This is a genomic window from Superficieibacter sp. HKU1, from assembly GCF_029319185.1.
Lineage (GTDB): Bacteria > Pseudomonadota > Gammaproteobacteria > Enterobacterales > Enterobacteriaceae > Superficieibacter.
Genome location: NZ_CP119754.1, coordinates 4011658 through 4037493 on the forward strand (window position 1 = coordinate 4011658; position 25836 = coordinate 4037493).

The following is a 25836-nucleotide window of genomic DNA, read 5'->3' on the forward strand; positions in this document are numbered from 1 at the left end:
AATAATTTCCATAACGGGTATTCTGAGAAATAAATCATGAGTGAACGAGAGAATACGTTCTTTAACGAGGGCGTAAGCCGTCGTGGTTTTATTACGCTCTGCACCGCGCTGGCGGCGTCGCTGGGGTTAAGTGGTAAAGCTTCCGCGCAGATTGCCGGGGCGCTGACGTCCCCTTCCCGACCGCCGGTGATCTGGATTGGCGCGCAGGAGTGTACCGGCTGCACTGAATCGTTGCTGCGGGCGACGCACCCGACCGTGGAAAACCTGGTGCTCGACGTGATCTCGCTGGAGTACCACGAAGTGCTCTCTGCCGCCTTTGGCCAGCAGGCGGAAGAGAATAAACATAACGCCATCGAACGCTATAAAGGCCAGTATGTGCTGGTGGTCGACGGCTCAATCCCGCTGAAAGATGGCGGGATCTACTGCATGGTCGCCGGGAAGCCGATCGCTGAACATATCCGCGAGGTTGCCGCCAACGCCAGTCACGTCATCGCCATCGGCTCCTGCGCCGCGTGGGGCGGCGTGCCGGCCTCCGGCTGCAATCCCACTGGCGCGGTGTCACTTCAGGACGTCATCCCGGATATCCCGGTGATCAACATTCCCGGCTGTCCGCCAAACCCGCACAACTTCCTTGCCACCGTTGCACACCTGATCGCCTTTAACCGTGCGCCGAAACTGGACGATAAACGTCGCCCCACTTTCGCCTATGGCCGTCTGATCCATGAAAACTGCGAACGCCGTCCGCATTTTGACGCCGGTCGCTTTGCCAGAGCGTTTGGCGATGAGGGCCACCGTCAGGGCTGGTGCCTGTATCACCTCGGCTGTAAGGGGCCGGAGACCTGGGGCAACTGTTCCACGCTGGAATTCTGCGACGTCGGCGGCGGCATCTGGCCGGTGGGTATCGGACACCCCTGCTACGGCTGTAATGAGAAAAATATTGGTTTTACCAAAGGTATTGCGCAACTGGCTAACGTCAGCCAGCCGACGCCGCGTGCGCAAGTGCCGGATGTCCAGCGCACGGAAGGCGGTGCCATTTCCCTGAGCGCTTCCGGCCTGCTGGGGGCGGTCGTCGGCGTAGTGGGCGGCGTCAGCGTGATGGCGGTGAAGCAACTCGGACACTCCCGGACGGCGGATAAGAAAGACGCAGACACGGAGGACCAGTCTTGAACAGACGTCATTTCTTTAAAGTCGCCTCCGGCGGGCTGCTGCTGGCCGGGATCGCCCCGACGGTGAGCGCCGCAGAAACATCGCGTCAGACGGCCCCAGATGCGGTGGGCATGCTGTTCGATTCCACCCTCTGCGTAGGCTGCCAGTCCTGCGTGACAAAATGTCAGCAAATCAACACCCCCGGCCTCGCGGACTATCATCCCGATGACAATAGCGCGAATAACGACACCTCATCGGTTAACGACAAGCTCAGCGCCCGCACCAATAACATTATCCAGATCTGGCGTAGCGGTAACGGCGAGCACAAAAACCAGCTTCAGGACGGCTACGCCTTTATCAAAAAACAGTGCATGCACTGCGTCGATCCGAACTGCGTCTCCGCCTGTCCGGTCTCGGCGCTGCAAAAAAACGCGACTACCGGCATCGTTGAGTATAACCCCGACGCCTGCACCGGCTGCCGCTACTGCATGGTCGCCTGCCCGTATAACGTACCGAAATATGATTACAGCGACCCGTTCGGCGCAATCCATAAATGTGAGCTGTGTAACCAGAAAGGCGTGGAACGGCTGGATAAAGGCCAGTTACCCGGCTGCACCGAGGTCTGCCCTACCGGGGCGGTAATTTTTGGCCGCCGGGACGCGCTACTGAAAGAGGCGAAGGCGCGTCTGGCGTTGAAACCCGGCTCACGCTATGACTATCCGCGTCAGCAGGTCGGCAGCAAGGACACGTATTCACAGACCGTTGCGCAGTATCAATCCTCGGTGTATGGCGAAATCGAAGGCGGCGGCACCCAGGTGCTGATCCTCTCGGCGATCCCTTTTCAGGCGTTTGGTCTGCCCGCGCTGGGACCACAATCTACCGGCTCTCGCGCCGAGCACGTCCAGCATACCTTGTATAAAGGCATGATGCTTCCGGCAGCGGCGCTGGCGGGGATCACCTGGCTGGTCCACCGCAACAACAAACATCACGACGCCGCTCAGTCTGAAGAGGAGAACTCCCATGAGTGATCATAGCCATGTGCTTCGTCCGCTGGGCGGGAAGCTGTTTACCCGCGCCGTTTACCTGTTCGCGCCGTTTGCGGCGATCTGCGGCCTGCTGATTATTAAACGTCTGGTGATGGGGATGGGCGATGTCACGGCGTTGAACGGCGGCTATCCCTGGGGCGTGTGGATCTCCTTTGATTTGCTGGTGGGCACCGGCTTCGCCTGCGGCGGCTGGGCAATGGCGTGGGCGGTGTATGTGTTTAACCGCGGCGATTATCACGATCTGGTGCGCCCGGCCCTGCTCGCCAGCCTGTTCGGCTACGGTCTTGGCGGGCTGTCGATTACTATCGATTTGGGACGTTACTGGAACGTGCCGCACTTCCTGATGCCCGGCTACTTCAATACCAACTCGGTGCTGTTTGAAACCGCCGCCTGTATGACGGTCTATATCGGCATTATGTCGCTGGAACTCCTGCCCGCGCTGCTGGAACGTCTGGGCTGGCACGTTCCTTTGCGCGCCCTGAACCGCGCGATGTTTATTTTCATCAGTATCGGCGCGCTGCTGCCGTGTATGCACCAGTCGTCGATGGGCTCGCTGATGATGATTGCCGGATATAAGGTTTATCCACTCTGGCAAAGCTATGAGTTTCTGCCGCTGTTTTCTCTGCTGACCGCTTTTCTGATGGGCTTTTCAATCGTCATTTTTGAAGGTTCGATACTGAAAGCCAGCGCGACGTTTACCACCGATGAAACGCCGCTATTCAGCAAGCTCAGCCAGGTGATTAAAGCGCTACTGTGGATTTTCATCCTGCTGCGCGTGGGCGAGATACTCTGGCGCGGTAAGGTCGGGTTAGTGCTGGCGGGGAACGGCTATTCCTGGCTGTTTATCATTGAGCTGGCGCTGTTCATTATTCCGCTGACCATCCTGCATTGCGGCCCACTCCGCCGCAGCCCGCGAGCGCTGTTTCTGTGCGCGCTCTCCGTGCTGCTCGGCGCGGCGATGTGGCGTATCGATTATTCCCTCGTCGCGTTTGATCCGGGCAATGGCTACCACTATTTTCCGACCGCCAGTGAACTGCTGATCTCCATCGGCTTTGTGGCGATTGAAGTCGTCGCTTACATCCTGCTTATTCGTCTGCTGCCGATTTTACCGGCCAAAGCAGCTACTGTTGAGGTAAAACCATGAGTCAACGTATCACCATTGATCCTGTAACGCGTATTGAAGGTCATCTGCGGATCGACTGTGAAATTGAAGGTGGCAAAGTGGTGAAAGCCTGGTCGTCCGGCACCATGTGGCGCGGGATGGAAGAGATCGTCAAAGGCCAGGATCCGCGCGACGCGTGGATTATCGTCCAGCGCATTTGCGGCGTCTGCACCACTATTCACGCCATCGCCTCGGTGCGCGCGGTGGAGAATGCGCTCCAGATGGAGATCCCGCTGAACGCGCAGTATATCCGTAACCTGATCCTCTCCGCACATCAGATCCACGATCATATCGTGCACTTTTACCAGCTTTCCGCCCTCGACTGGGTGGATATCACCGCGGCCCTGAAGGCCAATCCGGCCAAAGCGGAAGCGATACTGAAAAGCGTCTCCAGTTGGCCGCTGAACAGCGCCGCCGAATTTACCCGTGTACAGCAGAAAATTCAGGCGCTGGTGGACAGCGGACAACTGGGGATTTTCGCTAACGGCTATCAGGGCCACCCGGAAATGAAACTGTCGCCGGAAGTGAACCTGATTGCGGTAGCCCACTATTTACAGGCGCTGGAGTGCCAGCGCGATGCTAACCGCATTGTGGCGATCCTCGGCGGCAAAACGCCGCATATTCAGAACCTCGCCGTCGGCGGCGTGGCAAACCCGATTAATACCGATGCCCCCGGCGTCCTCAACCTTGAACGCCTGATGTACGTGAAGTCGTTTATCGACAAACTCAGCGATTTTATTGAGCAGGTCTATAAAGTGGACGCGGCAATTTTCGCCGCCAGCTACCCTGACTGGATGAAACTGGGCAAGGCGGCAGACTATTACCTGGCCGTACCGGATATGCCGGTCAGCCGTAAAGGTGACGTTTTCCGCATTCCCGGCGGTTATATGAAAGGCGTGGATTTCGCCACTTTCCAGCCAATCGCCTCACATGTCGATCCATTCCTGATCAATGGCATTGAAGAGAGCGGAAAGCACGCCTGGTATAAAGACAATGATCCGCAGAAACCGTGGCAGGGCACCACCATTCCTGATTTCACCGGCTGGCAGGAAGAAGGTAAATATTCATGGGTGAAAGCGCCAACCTTCTACGGCAAAACGGTGGAAGTCGGCCCGCTGGCCTGGCTGCTGTGCGGCCTGGCCTCGAAACATGCCGGAACCGTCGCGCACTATGACAGCATCGCCGCGCAGTACCAGGCGCTGACGGGCAACGCATTAACGCACGATGCGTTGCAGTCGACGTGGGGCCGCATTCTGGGCCGCGCGGTACGGACTTCAGTCCTGTGTGATGAACTTCAGGCACAATATCAGCTGCTGGTGGATAACATCGCCAAAGGCGACACGGAAACCTTTATCAAGCCGGTATTCCCGGATGGCGAGATCCGCGGCGTCGGTTTTGAAGAAGCGTCTCGTGGCATGTTGTCGCACTGGATCGTCATTAAGGACGGCAAAATTGCCAACTATCAGGCGGTAGTACCGTCGACCTGGAACGCCGGGCCGCGCAACTTCAACGACGAACCGGGGCCGTACGAGCGCGCGCTGATTGGTACGCCGGTCACCGACGCGCAAAAACCGCTGGAAGTGGTGCGTACCGTTCACTCATTTGACCCGTGCATGTCCTGCGCGGTTCATATGGTTGATTTACGCGGCAAGACGCTGAGTAAGGTGAAAATTCTGTAATGAATACCCTGCTGCTTGGCGTCGGTAACCTTCTTCTCAGTGATGAAGGTGTCGGCGTGCGAACCATCGAAGCGCTGGAGCAGCGCTTCCGTTTTCCCGACGAGGTGGTGCTCCAGGATGGGGGCACCTCAGGAATGGAGCTGATGGAGGTAATGGCTAACCGCGACCTGCTTGTCGTGGTCGATGCCGTACAGAGCGAAAGTGCTCCCGGAAGCCTGTTTATCCTTGAGGATAACGACGTTCCTGCGTATTTCACCGAACGGCTCTCCCCGCATCAGCTCGGTCTGGCTGATGTGCTGATGGCCCTGCACATGACGGACGAGTTCCCGCGCAAGCTGATCCTGCTGGGCATTGAGCCTGCGTCCCTGGCTCCCGGTATGTGCCTCAGTCCGGTCGTGGCCTGTGCGATGGAGGCCGCAATGGCGAAAGTTATCCATATTCTGGATAACCACGGGATCCACGCGACGGCTCTGGAGAACGATCGTGTCAGGTAAACGTATTGAGGGTTATACCACCGATCCTTCAGCCCTGATTGAGCGCGTTTTTCAGCAGGTCGCGGAAAGCAGCATGGTCGGCCTGCCCTTTTACCGGGCACATCTGCCGGTCAAAGCCTGCGCCTTTCATCTGTTTGAAGGGCAATGGTTTGGTGCCCTGCTGACGCCGTGGATGCTGGCACTGCTGGTACTGCCCGGACCGGGGCAGCGCTGGGACTACCGGCGTGCCGATGAACGTCTGGCGCTCACATTTCCACAGGGCAACATCGTGTTTCGCCCCGGAGAGATCGCGCCAGAACTTTACTACCTGTCGTGTTCGCTGATGTCACCCGTCGATCTGGCGCTGGACGCTGAGCAAGCCATCGCGCTGGCGGAAAACAGCGTCAGGCTGGCGCTGTCGCTGCCGGTACGCCATGAAAGCGGGATTGACACCGGCCGCCGCGCGCTGTTGCGCGGCACGCTTTCCACCAACAGGAGTTAACAATGTGCATTGGCGTACCGGGGAAAATAGTGGCGGCAGGTGACTCCATCCACGAACCGGCGTGGGTGGAAATTAACGCCATCAGAAGACAAATAAATATCTCTCTGATTTGCGAAAATTCACCACAGGAACTGATGGGCTGTTGGGTACTGGTTCACGTCGGCTTTGCGATGAGCATCATTGACGAACAGGAAGCCAGCAACATTCTGGAGATGCTGAAAAACATCACCGGGGAAGCAGTGATCCCCTGATTTTCAGCGCGACACGGCCGCCATGGCGCGGCATTTTTTTCTGACAATAAGGTTCCATTATGGGCGAAATTAGCGTTACCAAATTATTAGTGATTGTCGTGCTGGTTGCACTGGTTTTCGGCACCAAAAAGCTTGGCTCTCTGGGTTCCGACCTTGGAAGCGCGCTAAAAGGGTTTAAGAAAGCAATGGGCGACAGCGATAACGCGTCTCAGGATGCTGACTTTCTCAATGACCAGAAAGCCGGGGATCTGAAAGACACCGCTGGCAAATCGGAACAGGCATAACCATGTTTGGCTTTGGCTTCGGCGAACTGCTGCTGGTTTTTGTTATCGGACTTATTGTCCTTGGTCCGACACGTCTGCCGGTCGTCGCCAGGACAGTGATTTCATGGATCGCCACCATCCGCTCGCTGGGACAGTCGTTACAAAACGAACTGACTCAGGAACTGAAGGTGCTGGAACTGGAGGACAAGCTGAAACAGCTGGAATCGCTGAGCGCGGAAAGCCTGACGCCAGAACTTAAAACCTCGCTTGAGGCGCTACGCCAGGCGACGGACGCGCTGAGACGTCCCGTTGAACTTGACGTCATCCCTGCGCCAACAATAGGCAAAATCCAGCCAGCGCCGAAGGAGTAATGCCTGGCGGCGCTTCGCTGGTTCCGGCCTGTGAATTACGAATAATTGGTTGATATTATTACATTTTGTGAGCCGGGCGGGGCGACGCCCGGCAACAGGTGTGTAGCATAGCAAATAAAGCGCGTTACCCGTCGATCTCCGCCAGGTCGCCCTTCTCCTGCAACCAGTTACGGCGGTCTTCAGAGCGTTTTTTGGCGAGCAGCATATCCATCATCGCGTTGGTGCGCTGATCGTCTTCATCACTGATGGTCAGCTGTACCAGACGGCGGGTGTTCGGATCGAGCGTCGTTTCACGCAGCTGCATCGGGTTCATCTCGCCCAGCCCTTTAAAGCGCTGCACATTAGGTTTGCCCTTCTTACGTTTAAGCTGCTCCAGTACGCCGGTTTTTTCCTCTTCCGTCAGCGCGTAGTACACCTCTTTACCGAGATCGATACGGTACAGCGGCGGCAGCGCAACGTACACGTGGCCGTGTTTCACCAGGGTGCGGAAGTGCTTCACAAACAGCGCGCACAGCAGCGTGGCGATATGCAGACCGTCGGAGTCCGCATCCGCAAGAATGCAGATTTTGCCGTAGCGCAGCTGGCTGAGATCTTCACTGTCAGGATCGATACCGATGGCCACCGAAATATCATGCACTTCCTGCGAGGCCAGCACTTCATCGGAAGACACTTCCCAGGTGTTAAGGATCTTGCCTTTCAGCGGCATGATCGCCTGATACTCACGGTCGCGCGCCTGCTTGGCGGAGCCGCCTGCCGAATCCCCTTCCACCAGGAACAGCTCGGTGCGGTTGAGATCCTGCGCGGTACAGTCCGCCAGTTTGCCCGGCAGCGCCGGACCGCTGGTCAGTTTCTTACGCACCACTTTTTTCGCCGCACGCAGGCGACGCTGGGCGCTGGAAATCGCCATTTCGGCCAGCATCTCTGCGGCCTGCACGTTCTGGTTCAGCCACAGGCTGAAGGCGTCTTTCACTACGCCAGAGACAAACGCCGCGCACTGACGCGACGAAAGGCGTTCTTTCGTCTGCCCGGCGAACTGCGGGTCCTGCATTTTGACCGACAGCACGTAGGCGCAACGGTCCCAGATATCTTCTGCGGAAAGCTTCACCCCGCGAGGCAGAATATTGCGGTATTCGCAGAATTCGCGCATTGCGTCCAGCAGCCCCTGACGCAGGCCGTTAACGTGAGTGCCGCCCTGCATGGTCGGGATCAGGTTAACGTAGCTCTCGGTCAGCAGCTCACCGCCTTCCGGCAGCCACAGCAGCGCCCACTCAACGGCTTCGGTATCGCCCGCCAGATTGCCAACAAACGGTTTTTCCGGCAGCACCGGCAGACCGTTTACCGCTTCGCACAGATAATCATTGAGGCCATCTTCATAGCACCAGCGCTGCTCGGTGTTGTTGACGTTGTCTTTAAACGTGATTTCCACGCCGGGGCACAGCACTGCTTTTGCTTTCAGCAGGTGCGACATGCGCGAAACGGAGAAGCGTGGACTGTCGAAAAAGCTTTCGTCCGGCCAGAAGTGGACGCTGGTGCCGGTATTGCGTTTTCCACAGGTACCGACCACCTTTAAGTCTTCCACCTTTTCGCCGTTTTCGAACGCGATACGGTAAACCTGGCCGTCACGACGGACTGTCACTTCCACGCGCTTTGACAGGGCGTTGACAACGGAAATGCCCACTCCGTGAAGACCACCGGAGAACTGGTAGTTTTTGTTAGAGAACTTGCCGCCCGCATGCAAACGGCAGAGGATCAGTTCAACCGCCGGCACGCCCTCTTCCGGGTGAATGTCTACGGGCATCCCGCGGCCATCGTCAATGACTTCCAGCGATTGATCGGCGTGCAAAATGACGTCCACGCGCTTTGCGTGGCCTGCCAGTGCTTCATCCACACTGTTATCAATGACTTCCTGACCCAGGTGGTTAGGGCGAGTCGTGTCAGTATACATTCCCGGGCGGCGGCGAACCGGCTCAAGCCCGGTGAGTACCTCAATGGCATCAGCGTTATATGATTGCGTCATGGTGTTTTCGTAGGTCGTTCTGGCTGCTTAGCGCAGGCCCAGAAAATCGATAATCTGTGAGAAATGATCGTCAAAGCCAACAAATGCGTGATTGCCGCCCTCTTCGACGGTCTGGCGGCAGGCGTCAAAATAGTCCACCGCCTGGCGGTAATCAAGCACCTCGTCTCCGGTCTGTTGCAGCAGCCAGATAAGATCCGGCGCTTCCAGCGGGTCGATTTGCATCACTTTGAGATCGTAAATATGGCGAGACTCTAGCACATATTGCTGGCCTGTGTAGGGATTCTCGTTATGCCCAAGGTAATCCGCCAGCAGCTCAAAAGGACGCACGGCCGGATTGACGACCACTGCCGGTAACATAAAGCACTGTGACAGCCAGGTGGCATAATAGCCGCCAAGTGACGAGCCGACGATACCCAGCGGTTGGCCCCCCAGCTCCAGCACCAGCGACTCCAGCAGTTCCGCTGCCTGCGCCGGGAAAACGGGCAGTTGCGGCGTCACCATCTGGATCTCAGGATAGTGTAACGTCAGCCATTCCCGCAACGCGGTAGCCTTCGCCGATCGCGGCGAGCTGTTAAAACCGTGCAGATACAGAAGCGTAGACATCAATATCCTTCTGAGGCGGTATCCGGGCTAAATTGCGTACTCTGTAAACGGCAGACTTCCGTTACCAGAGAGCCATCGTCGTGCAACTCCAGCCAGCGCCAGCCGGGAGAGATGGTGTCCAGGGTAAAATTGGCGCAGTGTGGCTTAAACTGAACGCAGGTAGACGGTGTTGCCATCATCCGGCGACCGTTCCAGTCGAGATCCAGCTCCTGATGAATGTGCCCGCACAGCATGTGCTTCACGCGCGGAAAGCGCGCCAGCACGTTATCCAGCTCCTGTGCGTTGCGCAGGCTGTGCTGATCGAGCCAGCCGCATCCTGCCGGGAGCGGATGATGGTGAAGTAACAACAGCGTATGCCGATCGGTGGATTCCGCCAGCTTACGTTCCAGCCACTCAAGCTGAAATTCGCTCAGTTCGCCGTGCGGCACGCCGAACACCTGGCTGTCCAGCAGCAGGATTTGCCAGTGGTCGCCCACCCACACCCGCTTTGCCGGGGAAATCCCTGCTTCCTGAAGCGCGCTGTACATGGCTGGCTGAAAGTCATGATTTCCCGGCAGCCAGACGCAGGGTGCAGCAAAGCCAGCGATACCCTCAGCGAAATGCTGATAGGCCGCTGCAGACTGATCCTGAACTAAATCCCCTGTCGCCACGATGAGATCGCATTCACGCTGTTCAGCATGAATGGCGGCCAGTACCGCCTGATAGCTTTCCCAGGTATTCACACCCAGCAGCGTCTCGTGTTTTTGGGCAAACAGGTGAGTATCAGTGATTTGCAGTATCTTCACTTTGGCCCCACCAGCCAAAGGAAGCGTTAACAGGCTTTCCAAATGGTGTCCTTAGGTTTAACGACGCTATAAAACCGGAATCGCCATCGCTCCATGTGCTAAACAATATCGTAGCCAGTCGGCTAAAAACTGATTAATTTGATGCTTTTCGTCGCGTTGATGCAACTTTTTATTCGGATAATCATACCGCGCTTTGAAGCGAAAGATCTGCTGAGTTGAACACACTTCCGCGACCATAGCGTCATGATACAGGCGAACCGACATGGATGGCAGGCTCCAGTAACTGACGGCGGGCGCGGTTTGTTCGATCTCCACCAGCGTAGTGTAGCGGGTAGATTCTTGTATGGTTAACCGGTACTGCGCGTTGGCCACCTGATAACTTGCGGTCTCGCCCGGCGCATCGTTACGCGGCAGCAGGCGGCGGAGCTGGGCGAAATTGGTTTCGCACAGACGCATCATTTCGGGAAAGTCAGGTGTATAACGCTTCATTTTTTCCACTCATTCATTAACTCTTGATAATGTAGCTGTAGCCATTGCAGCGCGATGACTGAGGCCGCGTTGTCGATTTTCCCCTCTTCAACCCACTGGTAAGCCTGCTCCCGACTTACCACATGAACCCGAATGTCTTCGTTTTCATCAGCCAGACCGTGAATCCCTTCCGCGGTCGTGGCGTCCACTTCCCCCACCATTAAGGAGAGGCGTTCACTGGTGCCACCCGGACTTGCCAGATAGCTCATAAATTTTTTCACCCGGCCAACATTAAGGCCAGCTTCTTCTTCCGCTTCGCGACGGGCGACCTGCTCGACGCTCTCGCCTTCTTCAATCATTCCGGCGACCAGTTCTAATAACCATGGGCTTTCGCTGGTATCGTAGGCGGCGATACGGATTTGCTCCACCAATACCACTTCGTCGCGCACCGGGTCAAAGGGTAGCAAGACGGCAGCATGGCCGCGCTCAAAAATTTCGCGCCGCACTTCACCGCTCATTTCCCCGTTAAACAGACGATGGCGAAAGCGGTATAAATCGAGCGAAAAAAAACCGCTATACAGTGTTTCGCGTGCAATAATTTCTATATCATTTTTTGTGTACGTTACCGCCAGTCCATTTTGTCTGGTCATGATTATCTCCGGGTGACAATAGTGATGAAATTATGGATTTCTCGCCAGTTTAACTACGGTTTCACAAACTCTATGGTAGATTGGTGCCCATTAATGTCGGATGGCACATAACGCCAACCTTTGAGACTGGCAGATTCTGCTACAATCGGCGATTATTTTTTGAATTTGTTTAGCGCTAAAAATGCTTCTCAACAAGGAATGCAAATGAAGAAATTGCTCCCCATCCTTATCGGCCTGAGCCTGACCGGCTTCAGCGCAGTGAGCCAGGCAGAAAACCTGTTGCAGGTTTATCAGCAGGCGCGTTTAAGCAACCCGGACCTGCGTAAATCAGCAGCCGATCGCGATGCGGCATTCGAAAAAATCAACGAAGCGCGTAGCCCTTTGCTGCCTCAGCTTGGTCTGGGTGCAGATTATAACTACAGCAATGGTTTTCGCGACACTAATGGCCTCGATACCACATCTAAAAGCGCCTCTCTGCAATTAACGCAGACTATTTTTGATATGTCGAAATGGCGCGCCCTGACGCTGCAGGAAAAATCAGCCGGTATTCAGGATGTGACCTGGCAGGCCGATCAGCAAACGCTGATCCTGAACACCGCCACCGCCTATTTTAACGTATTAAGCGCCATTGATGCACTTTCCTATACTGAAGCACAGAAACAGGCTATCTATCGCCAGTTAGACCAGACTACCCAGCGTTTTAACGTCGGGCTGGTGGCGATTACCGACGTGCAGAACGCCCGTTCACAGTACGATACCGTGCTGGCGAATGAAGTGACTGCGCGTAACAATCTCGATAACGCCGTAGAATCGCTGCGCCAGGTCACCGGTAACTACTACCCTGAACTGGCCTCTCTGAATGTGGATAACTTCAAAACCACCCGGCCTGAAGCAGTCAATAATCTGCTGAAAGAAGCGGAAAAACGCAACCTGACGCTGCTTCAGGCACGTCTGAATCAGGATCTGGCTCGCGAGCAGATTCGCCAGGCGCAGGACGGCCATCTGCCAACGCTGGATTTAACCGCCTCAACGGGCGTTTCTGATACCTCGTATAGCGGTTCCAAAACCCGTGGTGCGAACGGCGCGCAGTATGACGACAATAACGCGGGTCAGAACCAGGTGGGCCTGAGCTTCTCGCTGCCGCTCTATCAGGGCGGAATGGTGAATTCGCAGGTGAAACAGGCGCAGTACAACTTCGTCGGCTCCAGCGAACAGCTGGAAAGCGCGCACCGCAGCGTGGTGCAGAACGTGCGTTCCTCTTATAACAACATTAATGCCTCAATCAGTAGTATTAATGCGTATAAGCAGGCGGTTGTCTCCGCGCAAAGCTCTCTGGATGCGTCAGAAGCCGGTTATTCCGTTGGTACGCGTACTATCGTCGATGTACTGGACGCCACCACCACGCTGTATAACGCCAAGCAGCAGCTTTCCAGCGCGCGTTATAACTACCTGATTAACCTGCTCAATGTGAAGAATGCCCTCGGCACGCTGAATGAACAGGATCTGATCTCGCTGAACAGCGCTCTGGGTAAAACCGTTCCTACCACGCCGGAAAGCGTGGCACCGGAAGACGCCTCTCAGGCAGCCAGCGCGGACGGCTATTCTGGCACGGCAGTGCAACCCGCTTCTGCTCGCCGTTAAGCGATTCCCGACAGGCGGGGACACCAGTCCCCGCCTGAACGTAAGGCAACGTAAAGATCCCCTTCTCGCTTCATTTTCGACCCCCCATCCTCTATCCTGAGCAGTATTCATCCCGCACTACCTCTGGGTCTGGAAGACAATTATGAAACGGACAAAAACAATTAATCATGCCACGTTCCGCAAAAGCTGGAGCGCGCGCCATCTTACCCCTGTTGCCTTTGCGGTAGGCGCCGTGTTTATGCTCGCTGGCTGCGAGAAAAGTGACGAAACGGTATCGACTTATCTCAATGCCGACGACTGCTCTTCGGCTAATCCCGGCAAGAGCGCAGAATGTACCACCGCCTATAACAACGCGCTGAAAGAAGCCGAACGGACCGCGCCGAAATACGCCACGCGCGAAGACTGCGTTGCTGAATTTGGCGAAGGCCAGTGTCAGCAGGCGCCAGCGCAGGCGGGAATGGCACCGGAAAACCAGGCGCAGGCCCAGTCCAGCGGCGGTTTCTGGATGCCGCTGATGGCAGGTTATATGATGGGCCGCCTGATGGGCGGCGGTGCCGGTTTTGCCCAGCAGCCGCTGTTTAGCTCGCGTAACCCGGCCAGCCCGGCCTACGGTCAGTACACCGATGCCAGCGGTAAAAATTACGGTGCAGCCCAGCCGGGTCGTACCATGAACGTACCGAAAACCGCGATGGCCCCGAAACCGGCGACCACCTCCACCATTACCCGCGGCGGCTTTGGTGAGTCGGTGGCGAAGCAGTCCGCGATGCAGCGTAGTAGCGCATCGGGTAGTTCTTCCCGCTCGATGGGCGGCTGATCGCCATGGAAAGGATCAGTATCACCGAACGCCCGGACTGGCGAGAAAAAGCCACCGAATACGGATTTAACTTTCACACCATGTACGGCGAACCGTACTGGTGTGAAGACGCCTACTATAAACTTACTCTGGCACAGGTCGACAAGCTGGAAGAGGTGACGGCAGAACTCCATCAGCTGTGCCTGAAAGTGGTCGATAAGGTCATCGCCAGCGATGCGCTGATGACCAAATTCCGCATTCCAAAGCATACGTGGAGCTTTGTCCGCCAGTCGTGGCAAACCCATCAGCCATCGCTCTACTCGCGCCTCGACCTGGCGTGGGACGGCACTGGCGAACCCAAACTGCTGGAGAATAATGCCGATACACCGACGTCGTTGTACGAAGCGGCGTTTTTCCAGTGGCTGTGGCTGGAGGATCAGCTGAAGGCAGGCAATCTGCCGCAGGGGAGCGACCAGTTCAACAGCCTGCAGGAAAAAATTATTGAACGTTTTGCCGAACTGCGCGAGCAGCACGGCTTCCAGCTTCTGCATTTAACCTGCTGTCGCGATACGGTTGAAGATCGCGGCACGGTGCAGTATCTCCAGGATTGCGCCGCTGAAGCAGGCGTCGCCACGGAATTTCTGTATATCGAAGACATCGGACTTGGCGAAAAAGGCCAGTTTAGCGATTTGCAGGATCAGGTCATTGCGAATTTGTTCAAGCTTTATCCGTGGGAGTATATGCTGCGCGAGATGTTTTCCACCAAGCTGGAAGATGCCGGCGTGCGCTGGCTGGAACCCGCGTGGAAAAGCATTATCTCCAATAAAGCGCTGCTGCCAATGCTGTGGGAGATGTTCCCGGATCACCCGAACCTGCTGCCCGCGTACTTTGCGGAAGACGATCATCCGCCACTGGACAAATTCGTCGTTAAGCCGATTTTTTCACGTGAAGGGGCTAACGTTTCGATTGTGGAAAATGGCAAAACCATCGAACAAGTCGAAGGGCCGTATGGCGAAGAGGGGATGATCGTCCAGCAGTTTTATCCACTGCCGAAATTTGGGGACAGTTATATGCTGATCGGCAGCTGGCTGATTAATGACCAGCCTGCGGGGATTGGGATCCGCGAGGATCGCGCGCTGATTACGCAGGATCTGTCACGGTTCTATCCGCATATTTTTGTGGAGTGAGTCCGTTGGTGGGAGATACATGTGATAAAGGTGGTCCTTCCGTTCACCTCAATTTCCCAGGATCAACTGAATTATCGCGTCGGTGAACGTGCCAGGGCGGCTCAATCGCCGCCGCCCTGGCAACCCGGGAGAACCCTTCCTGGCTCGCAACCTGTCTTACTCACCCACCAGTACCGACAACATACTCAAACTCCCCATCTCAATCCCGTCCACCGGGAGGGTCACTGGTTCCTCGCCATCCCACGCGCCCAGAATATACAGCAGCGGCAGGAAGTGATCCGCCGTCGGGTTCGACAACGCGCCGCCTTCATGATCCAGATAGTTGACCAGCGGATGATCTTCCGCCGCGCCCTTCCACGTCAGATTCGCCTTCACATACTCATTAAACGATGTCGCCCACGGATACGGTGTGTTGTCGCCGTGCCAGCGCACGGTACGCAGGTTATGCACCACGTTGCCGCTGGCGACCAGCATGATGCCTTCGTCACGTAACGCAGCCAGCTTACGGCCAGTCTCAAGATGCCAGGCTGCAGGTTTAGTGCTGTCCACGCTGAGCTGCACCATGGGAATATCCGCCTCAGGGTACATCTTGATCAGCACGCCCCATGAGCCGTGATCGAAACCCCACGCTTCTCGATCCAGCGCAACCGGCACCGGAGAGAGCAGTTCGACCAGCCTTCCGGCCAGCGCTGGCGAGCCGGGTGCCGGATAGTGCGTATCGTACAATGCCTGTGGGAACCCGCCGAAATCATGAATGGTTTTCGGGGTTTCCATCGCCGTCACGCCCGTACCGCGCGTGAACCAGTGGGCAGAGATCGCCACGATGGCTTTGGGACGCGGTAAGGTTTTACCCAGTTGCTGCCAGGTACGTGTATAAAGATTGTCTTCCAGCACATTCATCGGGCTACCATGACCTAAAAAAAGTGCTGGCATACGGGAACGGGACATGATGATATCCTTACAAAGAGCATAATTTGATAACATCACACTACGCTCTTTTTACATCTGATGAACTCAGATAACCATGATGATGATCGTCAGAAATTTTGAATGTAAGGATTATTAAAGGCCGGGCATACCCTCTCGAACATTATGGAAGATGCCTCTATTATGAATGAGAATCATTATCAAAAGGAGTAGCCAATGTCAGTACCTTTAATTCTGACCGTGCTTGCCGGCGCAGCCACCTTTATCGGTGCTATCCTCGGCGTACTGGGCCAGAAGCCTTCCAACCGCTTACTGGCATTTTCACTCGGCTTTGCCGCCGGGATCATGCTGCTGATTTCACTGATGGAAATGCTGCCTGCGGCTCTGGCAACTGAAAATATGTCCCCGGTGCTGGGCTACGGCATGTTTATCGCCGGTCTGCTGGGCTACTACGGTCTGGACCGCCTTCTTCCCCACTCTCATCCGCAGGATTTGATGCAGGAGACTGTATTGCCCGCTACGCGTAAAATCCGCCGCACGGCGATTTTGCTGACGCTGGGTATCAGCCTGCACAACTTCCCGGAAGGTATCGCCACCTATGTTACGGCGAGCAATAATCTGGAGCTGGGCTTTGGCATCGCGCTGGCCGTCGCGCTGCATAATATTCCGGAAGGCCTGGCGGTTGCCGGTCCGGTTTACGCGGCGACAGGCTCGCGAGGGAAAGCCGTTTTCTGGGCGGGGATTTCGGGCCTTGCGGAAATTCTCGGCGGGGTGCTGGCGTGGCTGATCCTTGGCAGCATGATGTCACCAATAGTGATGGCGGCGATTATGGCTGCGGTAGCGGGGATTATGGTGGCGCTGTCGGTAGATGAACTGATGCCGCTGGCGAAGGAAATCGACCCGCATAATAATCCAAGTTATGGCGTGCTGTGCGGGATGTCGGTAATGGGATTAAGTCTGGTACTGCTGCAAACTATTGGGTTCGGCTGAGGGTATTATCGCCGGGAAGTATGTGCCCGGTAATGCCGGATGGCGGCTTCGCCTTATCCGGCCTACAACTGTCACGTCTCAAAACGCAGGCCCGGTAAGCGCAGCGCCACCGGGCAGGATCGCCGCGCTTAGCTGGCTTTTTGCTCGTGTTCCCGACGATATGCCACCAAATCTTCAATAGTGACCACCGCCATATTATGCTCGCGGGCAAATTTGATGCACTCCGGCGCACGCGCCATTGAACCATCATCATTGGTTAACTCGCACAACACGCCTGTCGGCTTAAAGCCCGCTAACGTCACCAGATCGATTGTCGCTTCGGTATGACCGCCGCGGGTCAGCACGCCGCCCGGCTGCGCGCGCAGCGGGAACACATGACCAGGACGATTCAGGTCGGCGGGTTTTGCGTTATCGGCAATCGCAGCACGAACGGTGGTAACGCGGTCAGCGGCAGATACGCCGGTGGTGACGCCTTCAGCGGCTTCGATAGTGACGGTGAAACCGGTGCCGTAGGCGCTGGTGTTGTTTTCGACCATCATTGGCAGGTCAAGCTGCTGACGACGATCTTCGGTAATGCACAGGCAAACAATGCCGCTACCGTGACGAATGGTCAGCGCCATCTGTTCGGTGGTCATGGTTTCTGCGGCGAAGATCATATCACCTTCGTTTTCACGACTTTCGTCGTCCAGCACCATCACACCACGGCCTTCGCGCAGCGCAGCAACTGCCTGTTCTACACGCTCAAACGCATTACCAAAAGAAGAAAAAAGAGTCTGATTCATGGTAAAAAAACCTCATTAACATTATGGTTACCAGAATCAGGGCAGACTTAGGAGTCAAAAAAATAACGTGCGCAGGCCAGGCCTGTTGGATCGTTACTCTCTCCCATCCGGACTTTAACCGTCGGCCCCGGAATTACACCGGATCTGCTGACCTTCCGGCAAAGCCAGAAGCGCTCGCGGGCTTTCGACAGGAGTCGAATTACCGCCGGTGGGGAATTACACCCCGCCCTGAGAATAAGCACGGCAACTATAACGCTGTTAACCACTTTGGGCAATCCATTCACTTCAAACAATTGTTTATAGAGTGGCTTTCTCAAACTACAATAATTGCAGAGCCTATCAGATCAGGAAACGAAAATGATTGACCCGAAAAAAATTGAACAAATCGCCCGCCAGGTCCATGAATCGATGCCGAAGGGGATCCGGGACTTCGGGGAAGACGTAGAGAAGAAAATCCGTCAGGTGCTTCAGTCGCAGCTTACCCGTCTGGATTTGATCAGTCGTGAAGAGTTTGACGTACAGACGCAGGTACTCCTGCGTACCCGTGAGAAGCTGGCGCTACTTGAGCAGCGTCTGAGCGAGCTGGAGAGCCGTTCGCAGAACGTGCCGACGGAAGTGAAACCGGCTCCGGCGATCCCGCCGGTCGATCCGCAGGAATAATCGCCCAATAAAAATGGCCCGGTAAATACCGGGCCATTCTGTTTATTCGCATACCGTTTGGCGTTGATAAAACTCGTAGCGCTGGCAGAACCAGCTACGGTGTTCCTCATCCATGTTGCCGGTCACCTTCCTGATATCAATCTGCCGTCCTTCTCTTTGCATCCTGGCAAAACTCCGCGCCAGAAAGTCAAAATTCTGTACCGAGTACAAGTCCTGTTCGTTCATTTTTACCGCATCTCCCATGATTTTTTTTAAGCGTAGGTCAAATTCTGGAAGGCGTAAGAGAGAGTGAAGCAAAATTGATCTGAGTGGGTAAAAAGTGGGCGATTAAAAATGTTAAAGGCGCGATAGCAGGTACTATCGCGCCTTAGCTACGTTTCACCGATTATTTTTTATCAGTGATCAGTCGCATCACTGCGACGATGATTTCGATGACCAGTTTAATGATGGTCAAAAGCTCAATCATCCGTTCTTCCTTAAATAAGGAATGCAGCCAGCCTGATTAGCCCTAGAATTTTCCCAAACCAGACCATGCCAGCGTTGAAATGTACTTGCTGCACTCCGGGCCGGAGCTCTGACGGCACCCCCCGTTTCAGTGGGAAAAACTTTTGGCTAAAAGCCCTACGCCCAGCAATGATTTCAACGATTGAATTTTACACGACTGATAGCGGCTGCAAAGTGAATTAACACTTGAAATTCGTAGGGCATTGAGTAATCTTGATCGGGTTGAAATGTACTTGCTGCATGCTGTATATCCGGGCCACCAATCTGTGATGTGCAGTAAATAAAAAACCCGGCCTGAGGTCGGGTTTTTTGCGTTTAATGGATATGCCGGAAGCGTTAGCAGTACTGTGTTTACAGACCGTAGCCCCGGTAAGCGTAGCGCCACCGGGGGATCGCGCCTACTGGTGGCTGTCTTTCTGGATCTTGCGAATGATATTGGTCGTCGAGCAGCCGTCTTCGAAGTTAAGCACCAGCACCTCGCCGCCGTTGGCCCACACTTCTTTGCTACCGGCGATATCTTCCGGCTTGTAGTCGCCGCCTTTCACCAGCAGATCCGGCAGAACCCCGGCAATCAGACGTTGCGGCGTGTCTTCTTCAAAAGAAACCACCCAGTCTACCGCTTCCAGCGCGCCGAGTACGATCATCCGCTGTTCCAGCGGGTTGACCGGACGCGAGTCGCCCTTCAGCCGTTTGGTGGAGGCGTCGCTGTTGACCGCGACAATGAGGCGATCGCCCAGTTTGCGGGCGTTGGCGAGATAAGAGACGTGACCCGCATGAAGAATATCGAATACGCCGTTGGTCATGACCACTTTCTCGCCGCGCTTGCGCGCCGCCGCGACCGCTTCCTGTAACTCCGCTTCGTCCATCACGCCAAAGCCGGTTTCCGAACGGCCGCGCACCGCGTTTTCGAGTTCGATGGGAGAAACCGTTGAGGTGCCGAGCTTGCCCACCACCACGCCTGCCGCCGCGTTGGCGAAGTAGCAGGCTTCTTCCAGCGTATTTCCCGCCGCCAGCGTTGCCGCCAGCACGCCGATCACCGTGTCGCCTGCGCCGGTGACGTCGTAGACTTCCTGCGCCTGGGTCGGCATATGCAGCGGCGCTTTGCCCGGCTGTAGCAGCGTCATCCCCTGTTCGGAGCGCGTGACCAGCAGGGCGCTGAGGTCGAAATCGGCAATAATCTTCATGCCGCGTTCAACCAGTTCCTCTTCGCTCTGGCATTTCCCCGCCACCGCTTCAAACTCGGAAAGGTTCGGCGTCAGCAGCGTCGCGCCACGGTAGCGCTCAAATTCAGTGCCTTTCGGGTCAATCAGCACCGGAACGTTCGCCTGCCGTGCCAGGGCGATCATTTGCTGAACGCTCGCTAACGCGCCCTTGGCATAATCAGAGAGCACCAGCGCCCCCACGTGCTTCAGCGCCTGCTGGATGCGATCGTGCATCGGCTGCGGATCGACGCCGGCGAAGCCTTCTTCAAAATCGAGGCGGATTAATTGCTGATTGCGCGACAGCACGCGCAGTTTGGTGATGGTCGGATGCGTCGGGACGGAAACAAAATCGCACTTCACGTTAACGTCAGCCAGTGATTTACTCAGCGCACGCGCTGCGTCATCGATCCCGGTCAGACCGACCAGCCGTGACGCTGCCCCCAGCGAGGCAATGTTCATTGCCACGTTCGCCGCGCCGCCAGGACGCTCCTCAATGGTATCCACTTTCACGACCGGCACCGGCGCTTCCGGTGAAATACGGCTGGTAGGGCCGTACCAGTAGCGATCCAGCATCACGTCACCGACCACCATGACGTCTGCGCGAGTAAATTCTGGCAGCGTTACTTTCATTCCTGTCTCCTGAGAGATTCATCAGTCATACGTTTTGTTGCGCGCGATAATATCACACCTGCCCTGATGTGCACGGTTCCACCAGCCACTTCTGCCAGCTGGCGCTGACCTGTGCACGTTCCGCCGTAAAGGCCTCCGGCGGCAAATGCCCCGCCTGCTCCTGAAGCGCAAGATGGTGCAGCTCATCACGCAAGGTGGTGTAAGCCCGGGTCAGCGCCTGCGCTTCCTGCTCGTCCATAATGTCGTTTTGCGCCAGCAATTCCAGGATGCGCACGTTATCTGACCAGCGGGTCAGCTTCGGTTTTTGATGGGCATAGCGCAGCACCAGGTACTGGGCAATGAATTCAATATCGGTGATGCCGCCCGCGTCGGTTTTGATGTCAAAACGGTCACGGTGCTTATTGCCGAGATGGGCGCGCATTTTCTCGCGCATCTCGCGCACGTCGGTTTGCAGTTTTTCACCCTCGCGCGGCATGCTTAAAATCTCGCGGCGGATGGCGTCAAACTGCTGGTTAAGCTGCGGATCGCCATACACCGCGCGGGCACGGACCAGCGCCTGGTGTTCCCACGTCCACGCCTCGTTTTTCTGATAATCAGCAAAGGCTTCGGCGGTAGTCACCAGCATGCCTGCCGCGCCGGAAGGCCGCAGACGCGCATCTACCTCATACAGAATGCCGGAGGAAGTGCGGGTGCTGAACAGATGCATAATGCGCTGAGCCAGCCGCAGATAGAACTGACGGCCGTCGATTTCGCGTTCACCGTCGGTCATAACGTCAATCGGACAATCATGCAGGAAGACCAGGTCGAGATCGGAACTGTAGCCCAGCTCCCAGCCTCCGAGCTTGCCATAGCCGATAACGGCAAACCCACGACCTTCACGCTCGCGAAGATGAGCGGGCTGCCCGTAGCGGGCGATCATTTGCGTCCACGCCTGCTGAACCACGGCGTCAATCATCGCCTCCGCCAGCCAGGTTAAGTGATCGCTCACTTTCATCACTGGCAGCGTACCGGCAATATCCGCCGCGGCAATACGCAGCAACTGCGCCTGCTTAAACTGACGCAGCGCTTCAAGCTGTTGCTCCTCATCCTCTTCCGGCACCCGCAACAGATACTGGCGCAGCTCATCACGATAAGCATCCGTCGCGGTCGGCTGATAGAGCGTATTCGGATCGAGAAGCTCATCCAGCAGCAGCGGATAACGTGCCAGTTGGCTGGCCACCATCGGTGAGGCGGCGCAAAGCGTAATCAGATGTTTGAGCGCGCCGGGAAACTCGCTCAGCAGCTCGAGATAGGTGGTGCGGGTGACGATCCCGCTGAGCAGCGGTATTAACCGTGACAGCGGGATCGGCGCGTCGTCGCGGGAGCAGACATCGGCCAGCAGATGCGGCATCAGGTGATCCAGCACCTGCCGACCGCGTGGGCCAATGGTCCGTTTATCCAGCTCCTTGCGAAAATCAGCGATCAGCGCCACCACCCGCTGACGGTCAGCGTCGCTGAGATGCGCCAGCACTGGCGTGACATCCTCTTCCTGCAACGCATCCTGCCACAGTTCGCGCCAGCTTTCCGACAGCTGTTCTTCCTGAGTATCGGTATCATCATCGCCGATTAGCTCGTTAAAGACCCGACGCACGCGGCGCATATGACGGGCCAGTTCTGTTTCCAGCGCGGACCAGTCGGCAAGGCGCATGCCCCACGCCAGCCGCGCGCGGTTGAGATCGTCCCCCGGCAGGGTCTGGGTCTGCTCATCGTTAATACTTTGCAGCAGATTCTCCAGCCGACGTAAAAACAGGTACGCCTCGCGTAACGCCGTGGCATCCTCTTCCGGCAGCAAATGCAATGCCGCAATCGCCGACAGCGTCGGCAGTAACGAACGCAGCTGCAATGACGGCTCGCGCCCGCCGCGAATTAACTGGAAAACCTGGACGATAAACTCAATTTCACGAATGCCGCCCGCGCCGAGTTTGATATTGTCTTTCAGGCCGCGCCGTCTGACTTCACGGGCGATCATGCCCTTCATATTGCGTAAAGACTGAATAACGCTGAAGTCGATATAGCGACGGAAGACAAATGGCCGCAGCATGGCGCGCAGTTCGCTGGCGTAAACGCCGTCGTTGTCGCCCATAATGCGAGCCTTGACCATCGCATAGCGCTCCCAGTCGCGGCCCTGCTCCTGATAATAATCTTCCAGCGCTGCAAAACTCAGCACCAGCGGGCCGCTGTCGCCAAAGGGACGCAGACGCATGTCCACACGATAAACAAAGCCGTCCTGGGTGGGCTGATCCAGCGCTTTAATCAGCCGCTGTCCGAGGCGGGTGAAAAACTGCGCGTTATCCAGCTCGCGACGCCCGCCCTGGGTCGTTCCCTTCTCCGGCCAGGCAAAAATCAGGTCGATGTCTGAAGAGAAGTTCAGCTCACCGCCGCCCAGCTTGCCCATGCCGAGAATAAGCAGCGGCTGCGCCTCGCCACGGGCGTTGCACGGCGTTCCCCACTCCCGGCAGCAGGCCGTATACAGCCAGTCGCGGGCGGCGACAATCAGCGTTTCCGCCAGCGCGCTGAGCTGCTGGAGGGTTTCCTCCTCGCTCACCAGCATTAGCGCCTGCGCCCACGCAATACGCACCATAATACGGCGCCGGAACAGGCGCAGCGCGTGCATCAATGCCGCTTCATCGTTTACCGACGCCAGCGCGTCCTGTAACCACGGCGCATAATGCCGCCACTCATCCGCCTGCGGCGGATGACTTTCCAGCGCGGTCAGCCATTCCGGATGCGCCGCTACGCTTTGCTGAACAAAATCACTGAAAGTAAGCACTAACTGCGCCTGTTCACCGGGTGCCTGAACCGGAAAATCGTCCGGCAGGCGCTCAAGCACCGTCTGCCAGTGCTGCTGTAACGCTGAAGAAAGCGGCATCATGGAATCTGTCCTTAGCCTGAATTAACGTTTACCGCTGTGTAACCAGAACGGCTCCATCGCCATCGCTTCATTGCGGAAGTGTTCGATTTCGATGTGCTGGCGTTTTTTGATGGCGTGTAGCAGACCCTGCCAGTTCTCCAGCCAGGCCTGTGCCACGACGGGATCGTAATTTCCCGCCAGCAGCGAGATGCTGTCGATATCACGACTCAGACGAGGGATTTGATCGCCATAGCTGTCACCCAGCGGATAGACGAAGGTTTTGCGCAGTTCCGCTGCATGACGGGAAAGCGAAATGTCCGCATAGCGCTTGAAAGAATCAGCAAATTTCGTTTGGGCTTTAGCGTCGAGGAATGGCTGCCAGCCGCGGGTAATCAGCCACTCGGTCAGATTGAGTTTTGCCAGCGCGATGTTGGCGCTGCTGGCAGCGGTTTCCGCCGACACATCTGACGCCAGCGTCGCTTCTGACAGCGTAAGCAGATCGCGTAAGCGAGCGCTCGCTTTACGCGGCACGATGCCGCCAAACAGGGTAAGCGTATGGCGGATCAGGCTGATAGCCGCCTGCACGCCCGCTTTGGCCGCCGCATTGCCGCGGACCCACAGTTCTTCGTGATACTGCCACTGGGAAAGCGCCTTTTCGAGCGCCGCCTCGAACGCCTGCTCAACGCTGGCTTTGCGCGGCACGCTTAAAATCGTCAGCGGCCTGAGCGGACGCTCCGGATTGCCCTGCGCCAGGTGATAACCACGCGCCGCTTTGCTCAGACTTCCCTGACGCAGCACCTCCAGATTCACCAGCTGGCGCGCCAGCTTCAGGAGATCCTGCGTTTCGCCGGACAGTAATTCCAGCTCAAGTTCACCAATCGGCTCCTGCATTTCACCGGCTTTAACTTCACCGCGATCCAGCGCGATTTCAATCCGGCTCGCGCCCACCTCCACCAGCCACTTTTCGCGCTGAAAGTCGGTACTGAACAGCGGCTGCACCTGCTCTGCCAGATGCGCAGGTAGTTCGCCCTGCGGCCAGACTTCAACCGGGAAAAGCGACAAATCCAGCTCCGGCTGGCTCAGTTCGATATTGTATTCCGGACGCTGATGCAGCCCGCCGACCACGCGCCCGGCGATTTTAATGGTCATTTCATAGCGACCATCATTGCCGCGAATACGCAGCCCCATATCATGCTGACGCAGCCAGTTATCCGGCGTCTCGTAGTAAATATTGAGCAGCGGGCTGGCAGGAACGTGCTCTGCGGACAGCGTATTCAGGTGGTTGCGCAGCGTCTCAACGCCGTCGTGGTTAACAATAAACTTCAATTCGATTTCTTGAGCCATAGCTGAATTCTTATGATTACGTTGATACGAAAGACAATTAGCACGAACTAACGCGCATCTTTTTTGTCAGTAGATAGTATTTTGCGGCAAAATACCATGAACTGTGCGTGTTGAAGGCAGAAAAGTTTGACTTCCCGACCCGGATGATTCCGATTGCTGCTTACGCCATTACGTCGTCAGACTGTTGCCACGACATTCGTTCCACTTCCATGACAATAACGATGATCTAATGCCTAAATTACGCCTTATTGCCTTAACTTTATTGACGCTCAGCGTTTCCACCGTCTCTCATGGCGAAGAAAAGCGTTACGTTTCGGATGAACTGAACACCTGGGTACGTAGCGGCCCCGGAGATAATTATCGTCTCGTTGGCACGGTAAATGCCGGCGAAGAAGTTGCCCTGCTCCAGACGGATGCGGGCAGCAACTATGGCCAGGTACGCGACAGCAGCGGCCGTACCGCCTGGATCCCGCTGAAAGAGCTGAATGCCGAGCCAAGCCTGCGCTCACGCGTGCCGGATCTGGAAAATCAGGTGAAAACGTTGACCGATAAGCTAAACGGTATCGACACCACCTGGAATCAGCGCACCGCTGAAATGCAGCAAAAAGTGGCGCAGAGTGATAGCGTCATTAACGGCCTGAAAGATGAAAACCAGAAGCTGAAAAATGAGCTCATCGTGGCGCAGAAAAAGGTGAGCGCCGCCAATTTGCAGCTTGATGACAAGCAGCGCACCATCATTATGCAGTGGTTTATGTACGGTGGCGGCGTGCTGGGTATCGGGCTGATCCTGGGGCTGGTGCTGCCGCATATGATCCCAAGCCGCAAGCGCAAAGACCGCTGGATGAACTAAGCCAAATTCGCCTTCTCCTC

At 56.3% G+C, this 25836-nt stretch carries 25 protein-coding genes, 1 pseudogene and 1 riboswitch; of the genes and pseudogenes, 15 read left to right on the plus strand and 11 right to left on the minus strand.

The window, feature by feature from the left end:
• Nucleotides 1–36: 36 nt before the first annotated feature.
• The 9 genes and pseudogenes from hybO to tatB form a co-directional block, all read left to right on the plus strand.
• Complete coding sequence (gene hybO / locus P0H77_RS19050) at nt 37–1167, plus strand: hydrogenase 2 small subunit (RefSeq protein WP_276158774.1); 1131 nt, start codon at nt 37–39, stop codon at nt 1165–1167.
• Nucleotides 1164–2174 (plus strand): hydrogenase 2 operon protein HybA, encoded by a 1011-nt coding sequence (gene hybA / locus P0H77_RS19055; RefSeq protein WP_276158775.1) that lies wholly within the window; start codon nt 1164–1166, stop codon nt 2172–2174. The genes hybO and hybA overlap by 4 nt, the downstream gene beginning before the upstream one ends.
• Nucleotides 2167–3336: a Ni/Fe-hydrogenase cytochrome b subunit gene (gene hybB, locus P0H77_RS19060; protein ID WP_276158776.1), complete on the plus strand. Its 1170-nt coding sequence runs from the start codon at nt 2167–2169 to the stop codon at nt 3334–3336. The genes hybA and hybB overlap by 8 nt, the downstream gene beginning before the upstream one ends.
• Nucleotides 3333–5033: a hydrogenase 2 large subunit gene (gene hybC, locus P0H77_RS19065; RefSeq protein WP_276158777.1), complete on the plus strand. Its 1701-nt coding sequence runs from the start codon at nt 3333–3335 to the stop codon at nt 5031–5033. The genes hybB and hybC overlap by 4 nt, the downstream gene beginning before the upstream one ends.
• Nucleotides 5033–5527, plus strand: a complete 495-nt coding sequence (locus tag P0H77_RS19070) for a HyaD/HybD family hydrogenase maturation endopeptidase (protein WP_276158778.1) — start codon at nt 5033–5035, stop codon at nt 5525–5527. Before hybC ends, P0H77_RS19070 begins: the two co-directional genes overlap by 1 nt.
• A complete protein-coding gene (gene hybE, locus P0H77_RS19075) occupies nt 5517–6008 on the plus strand; it encodes a hydrogenase-2 assembly chaperone (RefSeq protein ID WP_276158779.1) in 492 nt (163 codons plus the stop codon). Before P0H77_RS19070 ends, hybE begins: the two co-directional genes overlap by 11 nt.
• 2 nt (nt 6009–6010) lie before the next feature.
• On the plus strand, nt 6011–6259 hold the full coding sequence (gene hybG, locus P0H77_RS19080; RefSeq protein ID WP_276158780.1) for a hydrogenase maturation factor HybG: 249 nt from the start codon (nt 6011–6013) through the stop codon (nt 6257–6259).
• Nucleotides 6260–6318: 59 nt separating this feature from the next.
• Nucleotides 6319–6543: a twin-arginine translocase TatA/TatE family subunit gene (gene tatA / locus P0H77_RS19085; protein ID WP_276158781.1), complete on the plus strand. Its 225-nt coding sequence runs from the start codon at nt 6319–6321 to the stop codon at nt 6541–6543.
• Nucleotides 6544–6545: 2 nt separating this feature from the next.
• Nucleotides 6546–6827: pseudogene (gene tatB / locus P0H77_RS19090) on the plus strand (Sec-independent protein translocase protein TatB); the annotation flags it as partial.
• Nucleotides 6828–7017: 190 nt separating this feature from the next.
• On the opposite strand, the gene parE reads toward tatB, so the two are convergent.
• From parE to nudF, 5 genes are read right to left on the minus strand one after another with little or no spacing between them, the layout of a single operon-like run.
• Nucleotides 7018–8910 carry a DNA topoisomerase IV subunit B gene (gene parE / locus P0H77_RS19095; protein WP_276158782.1) on the minus strand — a complete coding sequence of 631 codons (1893 nt, stop codon included), beginning with the start codon at nt 8908–8910 and terminating at the stop codon, nt 7018–7020.
• Between the two features lie 27 nt (nt 8911–8937).
• The gene (yqiA, locus tag P0H77_RS19100) at nt 8938–9513 is read right to left on the minus strand and encodes an esterase YqiA (RefSeq protein ID WP_276158783.1); all 576 of its coding nucleotides are present in this window, start codon (nt 9511–9513) and stop codon (nt 8938–8940) included.
• Complete coding sequence (cpdA, locus tag P0H77_RS19105; protein WP_276158784.1) at nt 9513–10340, minus strand: 3',5'-cyclic-AMP phosphodiesterase; 828 nt, start codon at nt 10338–10340, stop codon at nt 9513–9515. Before cpdA ends, yqiA begins: the two co-directional genes overlap by 1 nt.
• Before the next feature lie 24 nt (nt 10341–10364).
• Nucleotides 10365–10787 carry a DUF1249 family protein gene (locus P0H77_RS19110; protein ID WP_176918438.1) on the minus strand — a complete coding sequence of 141 codons (423 nt, stop codon included), beginning with the start codon at nt 10785–10787 and terminating at the stop codon, nt 10365–10367.
• Nucleotides 10784–11416, minus strand: coding sequence for an ADP-ribose diphosphatase (gene nudF / locus P0H77_RS19115; RefSeq protein ID WP_276158785.1), 633 nt, complete (start codon nt 11414–11416; stop codon nt 10784–10786). Before nudF ends, P0H77_RS19110 begins: the two co-directional genes overlap by 4 nt.
• Nucleotides 11417–11614: 198 nt before the next feature.
• Between nudF and tolC the strand changes: the two genes are divergently transcribed.
• The 3 genes from tolC to P0H77_RS19130 all read left to right on the plus strand — a co-directional run bounded on the left by tolC (nt 11615) and on the right by P0H77_RS19130 (nt 15037).
• Nucleotides 11615–13057: an outer membrane channel protein TolC gene (gene tolC, locus P0H77_RS19120; protein WP_276158786.1), complete on the plus strand. Its 1443-nt coding sequence runs from the start codon at nt 11615–11617 to the stop codon at nt 13055–13057.
• A gap of 142 nt (nt 13058–13199) precedes the next feature.
• Complete coding sequence (locus P0H77_RS19125; protein ID WP_276158787.1) at nt 13200–13871, plus strand: DUF1190 family protein; 672 nt, start codon at nt 13200–13202, stop codon at nt 13869–13871.
• A gap of 5 nt (nt 13872–13876) precedes the next feature.
• Nucleotides 13877–15037: a glutathionylspermidine synthase family protein gene (locus P0H77_RS19130; protein ID WP_276158788.1), complete on the plus strand. Its 1161-nt coding sequence runs from the start codon at nt 13877–13879 to the stop codon at nt 15035–15037.
• A 156-nt stretch (nt 15038–15193) separates the two neighbouring features.
• On the opposite strand, the gene ygiD is transcribed toward P0H77_RS19130, so the two are convergent.
• Nucleotides 15194–15985: a 4,5-DOPA dioxygenase extradiol gene (ygiD, locus tag P0H77_RS19135; RefSeq protein ID WP_276158789.1), complete on the minus strand. Its 792-nt coding sequence runs from the start codon at nt 15983–15985 to the stop codon at nt 15194–15196.
• A gap of 195 nt (nt 15986–16180) precedes the next feature.
• On the opposite strand from ygiD, the gene zupT reads away from it, so the two are divergent.
• Entirely contained in the window at nt 16181–16954 is a 774-nt protein-coding gene (gene zupT / locus P0H77_RS19140; protein WP_176918432.1) for a zinc transporter ZupT, read from the plus strand.
• A gap of 128 nt (nt 16955–17082) precedes the next feature.
• On the opposite strand, the gene ribB is transcribed toward zupT, so the two are convergent.
• Entirely contained in the window at nt 17083–17736 is a 654-nt protein-coding gene (gene ribB / locus P0H77_RS19145) for a 3,4-dihydroxy-2-butanone-4-phosphate synthase (RefSeq protein WP_276158790.1), read from the minus strand.
• Between the two features lie 91 nt (nt 17737–17827).
• Nucleotides 17828–17976: riboswitch (FMN riboswitch) on the minus strand.
• 117 nt (nt 17977–18093) lie between these two features.
• Here ribB and ubiK point away from each other — a divergent pair.
• Nucleotides 18094–18396 (plus strand): ubiquinone biosynthesis accessory factor UbiK, encoded by a 303-nt coding sequence (ubiK, locus tag P0H77_RS19150; protein ID WP_276158791.1) that lies wholly within the window; start codon nt 18094–18096, stop codon nt 18394–18396.
• A gap of 42 nt (nt 18397–18438) precedes the next feature.
• Here ubiK and glgS read toward each other — a convergent pair whose 3' ends face one another.
• The 4 genes from glgS to P0H77_RS19170 all read right to left on the minus strand — a co-directional run bounded on the left by glgS (nt 18439) and on the right by P0H77_RS19170 (nt 24966).
• Nucleotides 18439–18621 carry a cell surface composition regulator GlgS gene (gene glgS, locus P0H77_RS19155; protein ID WP_276158792.1) on the minus strand — a complete coding sequence of 61 codons (183 nt, stop codon included), beginning with the start codon at nt 18619–18621 and terminating at the stop codon, nt 18439–18441.
• 677 nt (nt 18622–19298) lie between these two features.
• Nucleotides 19299–20732: a bifunctional D-glycero-beta-D-manno-heptose-7-phosphate kinase/D-glycero-beta-D-manno-heptose 1-phosphate adenylyltransferase HldE gene (gene hldE, locus P0H77_RS19160; RefSeq protein ID WP_276158793.1), complete on the minus strand. Its 1434-nt coding sequence runs from the start codon at nt 20730–20732 to the stop codon at nt 19299–19301.
• A 52-nt stretch (nt 20733–20784) separates the two neighbouring features.
• Nucleotides 20785–23643 carry a bifunctional [glutamate--ammonia ligase]-adenylyl-L-tyrosine phosphorylase/[glutamate--ammonia-ligase] adenylyltransferase gene (gene glnE / locus P0H77_RS19165; RefSeq protein ID WP_276158794.1) on the minus strand — a complete coding sequence of 953 codons (2859 nt, stop codon included), beginning with the start codon at nt 23641–23643 and terminating at the stop codon, nt 20785–20787.
• A gap of 21 nt (nt 23644–23664) precedes the next feature.
• Nucleotides 23665–24966, minus strand: a complete 1302-nt coding sequence (locus P0H77_RS19170) for an inorganic triphosphatase (RefSeq protein ID WP_276158795.1) — start codon at nt 24964–24966, stop codon at nt 23665–23667.
• A gap of 229 nt (nt 24967–25195) precedes the next feature.
• On the opposite strand from P0H77_RS19170, the gene P0H77_RS19175 reads away from it, so the two are divergent.
• Complete coding sequence (locus P0H77_RS19175) at nt 25196–25816, plus strand: TIGR04211 family SH3 domain-containing protein (protein WP_276158796.1); 621 nt, start codon at nt 25196–25198, stop codon at nt 25814–25816.
• Nucleotides 25817–25836: the final 20 nt, after the last annotated feature.

What these genes read in the sequence shown, in the direction of transcription:
- hybG (WP_276158780.1), top strand. Translation starts at nt 6,011, where the DNA reads ATGTGCATTGGCGTACCGGGGAAAATAGTGGCGGCAGGTGACTCCATC.
- hldE (WP_276158793.1), bottom strand. Translation starts at nt 20,732, where the DNA reads ATGAAAGTAACGCTGCCAGAATTTACTCGCGCAGACGTCATGGTGGTC.
- P0H77_RS19125 (WP_276158787.1), top strand. Translation starts at nt 13,200, where the DNA reads ATGAAACGGACAAAAACAATTAATCATGCCACGTTCCGCAAAAGCTGG.
- glgS (WP_276158792.1), bottom strand. Translation starts at nt 18,621, where the DNA reads ATGAACGAACAGGACTTGTACTCGGTACAGAATTTTGACTTTCTGGCG.
- zupT (WP_176918432.1), top strand. Translation starts at nt 16,181, where the DNA reads ATGTCAGTACCTTTAATTCTGACCGTGCTTGCCGGCGCAGCCACCTTT.
- P0H77_RS19070 (WP_276158778.1), top strand. Translation starts at nt 5,033, where the DNA reads ATGAATACCCTGCTGCTTGGCGTCGGTAACCTTCTTCTCAGTGATGAA.
- P0H77_RS19175 (WP_276158796.1), top strand. Translation starts at nt 25,196, where the DNA reads ATGCCTAAATTACGCCTTATTGCCTTAACTTTATTGACGCTCAGCGTT.
- ribB (WP_276158790.1), bottom strand. Translation starts at nt 17,736, where the DNA reads ATGAATCAGACTCTTTTTTCTTCTTTTGGTAATGCGTTTGAGCGTGTA.
- hybC (WP_276158777.1), top strand. Translation starts at nt 3,333, where the DNA reads ATGAGTCAACGTATCACCATTGATCCTGTAACGCGTATTGAAGGTCAT.
- P0H77_RS19110 (WP_176918438.1), bottom strand. Translation starts at nt 10,787, where the DNA reads ATGAAGCGTTATACACCTGACTTTCCCGAAATGATGCGTCTGTGCGAA.
- P0H77_RS19130 (WP_276158788.1), top strand. Translation starts at nt 13,877, where the DNA reads ATGGAAAGGATCAGTATCACCGAACGCCCGGACTGGCGAGAAAAAGCC.
- tolC (WP_276158786.1), top strand. Translation starts at nt 11,615, where the DNA reads ATGCAAATGAAGAAATTGCTCCCCATCCTTATCGGCCTGAGCCTGACC.
- glnE (WP_276158794.1), bottom strand. Translation starts at nt 23,643, where the DNA reads ATGATGCCGCTTTCTTCAGCGTTACAGCAGCACTGGCAGACGGTGCTT.
- ubiK (WP_276158791.1), top strand. Translation starts at nt 18,094, where the DNA reads ATGATTGACCCGAAAAAAATTGAACAAATCGCCCGCCAGGTCCATGAA.
- P0H77_RS19170 (WP_276158795.1), bottom strand. Translation starts at nt 24,966, where the DNA reads ATGGCTCAAGAAATCGAATTGAAGTTTATTGTTAACCACGACGGCGTT.
- nudF (WP_276158785.1), bottom strand. Translation starts at nt 11,416, where the DNA reads ATGACCAGACAAAATGGACTGGCGGTAACGTACACAAAAAATGATATA.
- tatA (WP_276158781.1), top strand. Translation starts at nt 6,319, where the DNA reads ATGGGCGAAATTAGCGTTACCAAATTATTAGTGATTGTCGTGCTGGTT.
- hybB (WP_276158776.1), top strand. Translation starts at nt 2,167, where the DNA reads ATGAGTGATCATAGCCATGTGCTTCGTCCGCTGGGCGGGAAGCTGTTT.
- yqiA (WP_276158783.1), bottom strand. Translation starts at nt 9,513, where the DNA reads ATGTCTACGCTTCTGTATCTGCACGGTTTTAACAGCTCGCCGCGATCG.
- ygiD (WP_276158789.1), bottom strand. Translation starts at nt 15,985, where the DNA reads ATGTCCCGTTCCCGTATGCCAGCACTTTTTTTAGGTCATGGTAGCCCG.
- hybO (WP_276158774.1), top strand. Translation starts at nt 37, where the DNA reads ATGAGTGAACGAGAGAATACGTTCTTTAACGAGGGCGTAAGCCGTCGT.
- parE (WP_276158782.1), bottom strand. Translation starts at nt 8,910, where the DNA reads ATGACGCAATCATATAACGCTGATGCCATTGAGGTACTCACCGGGCTT.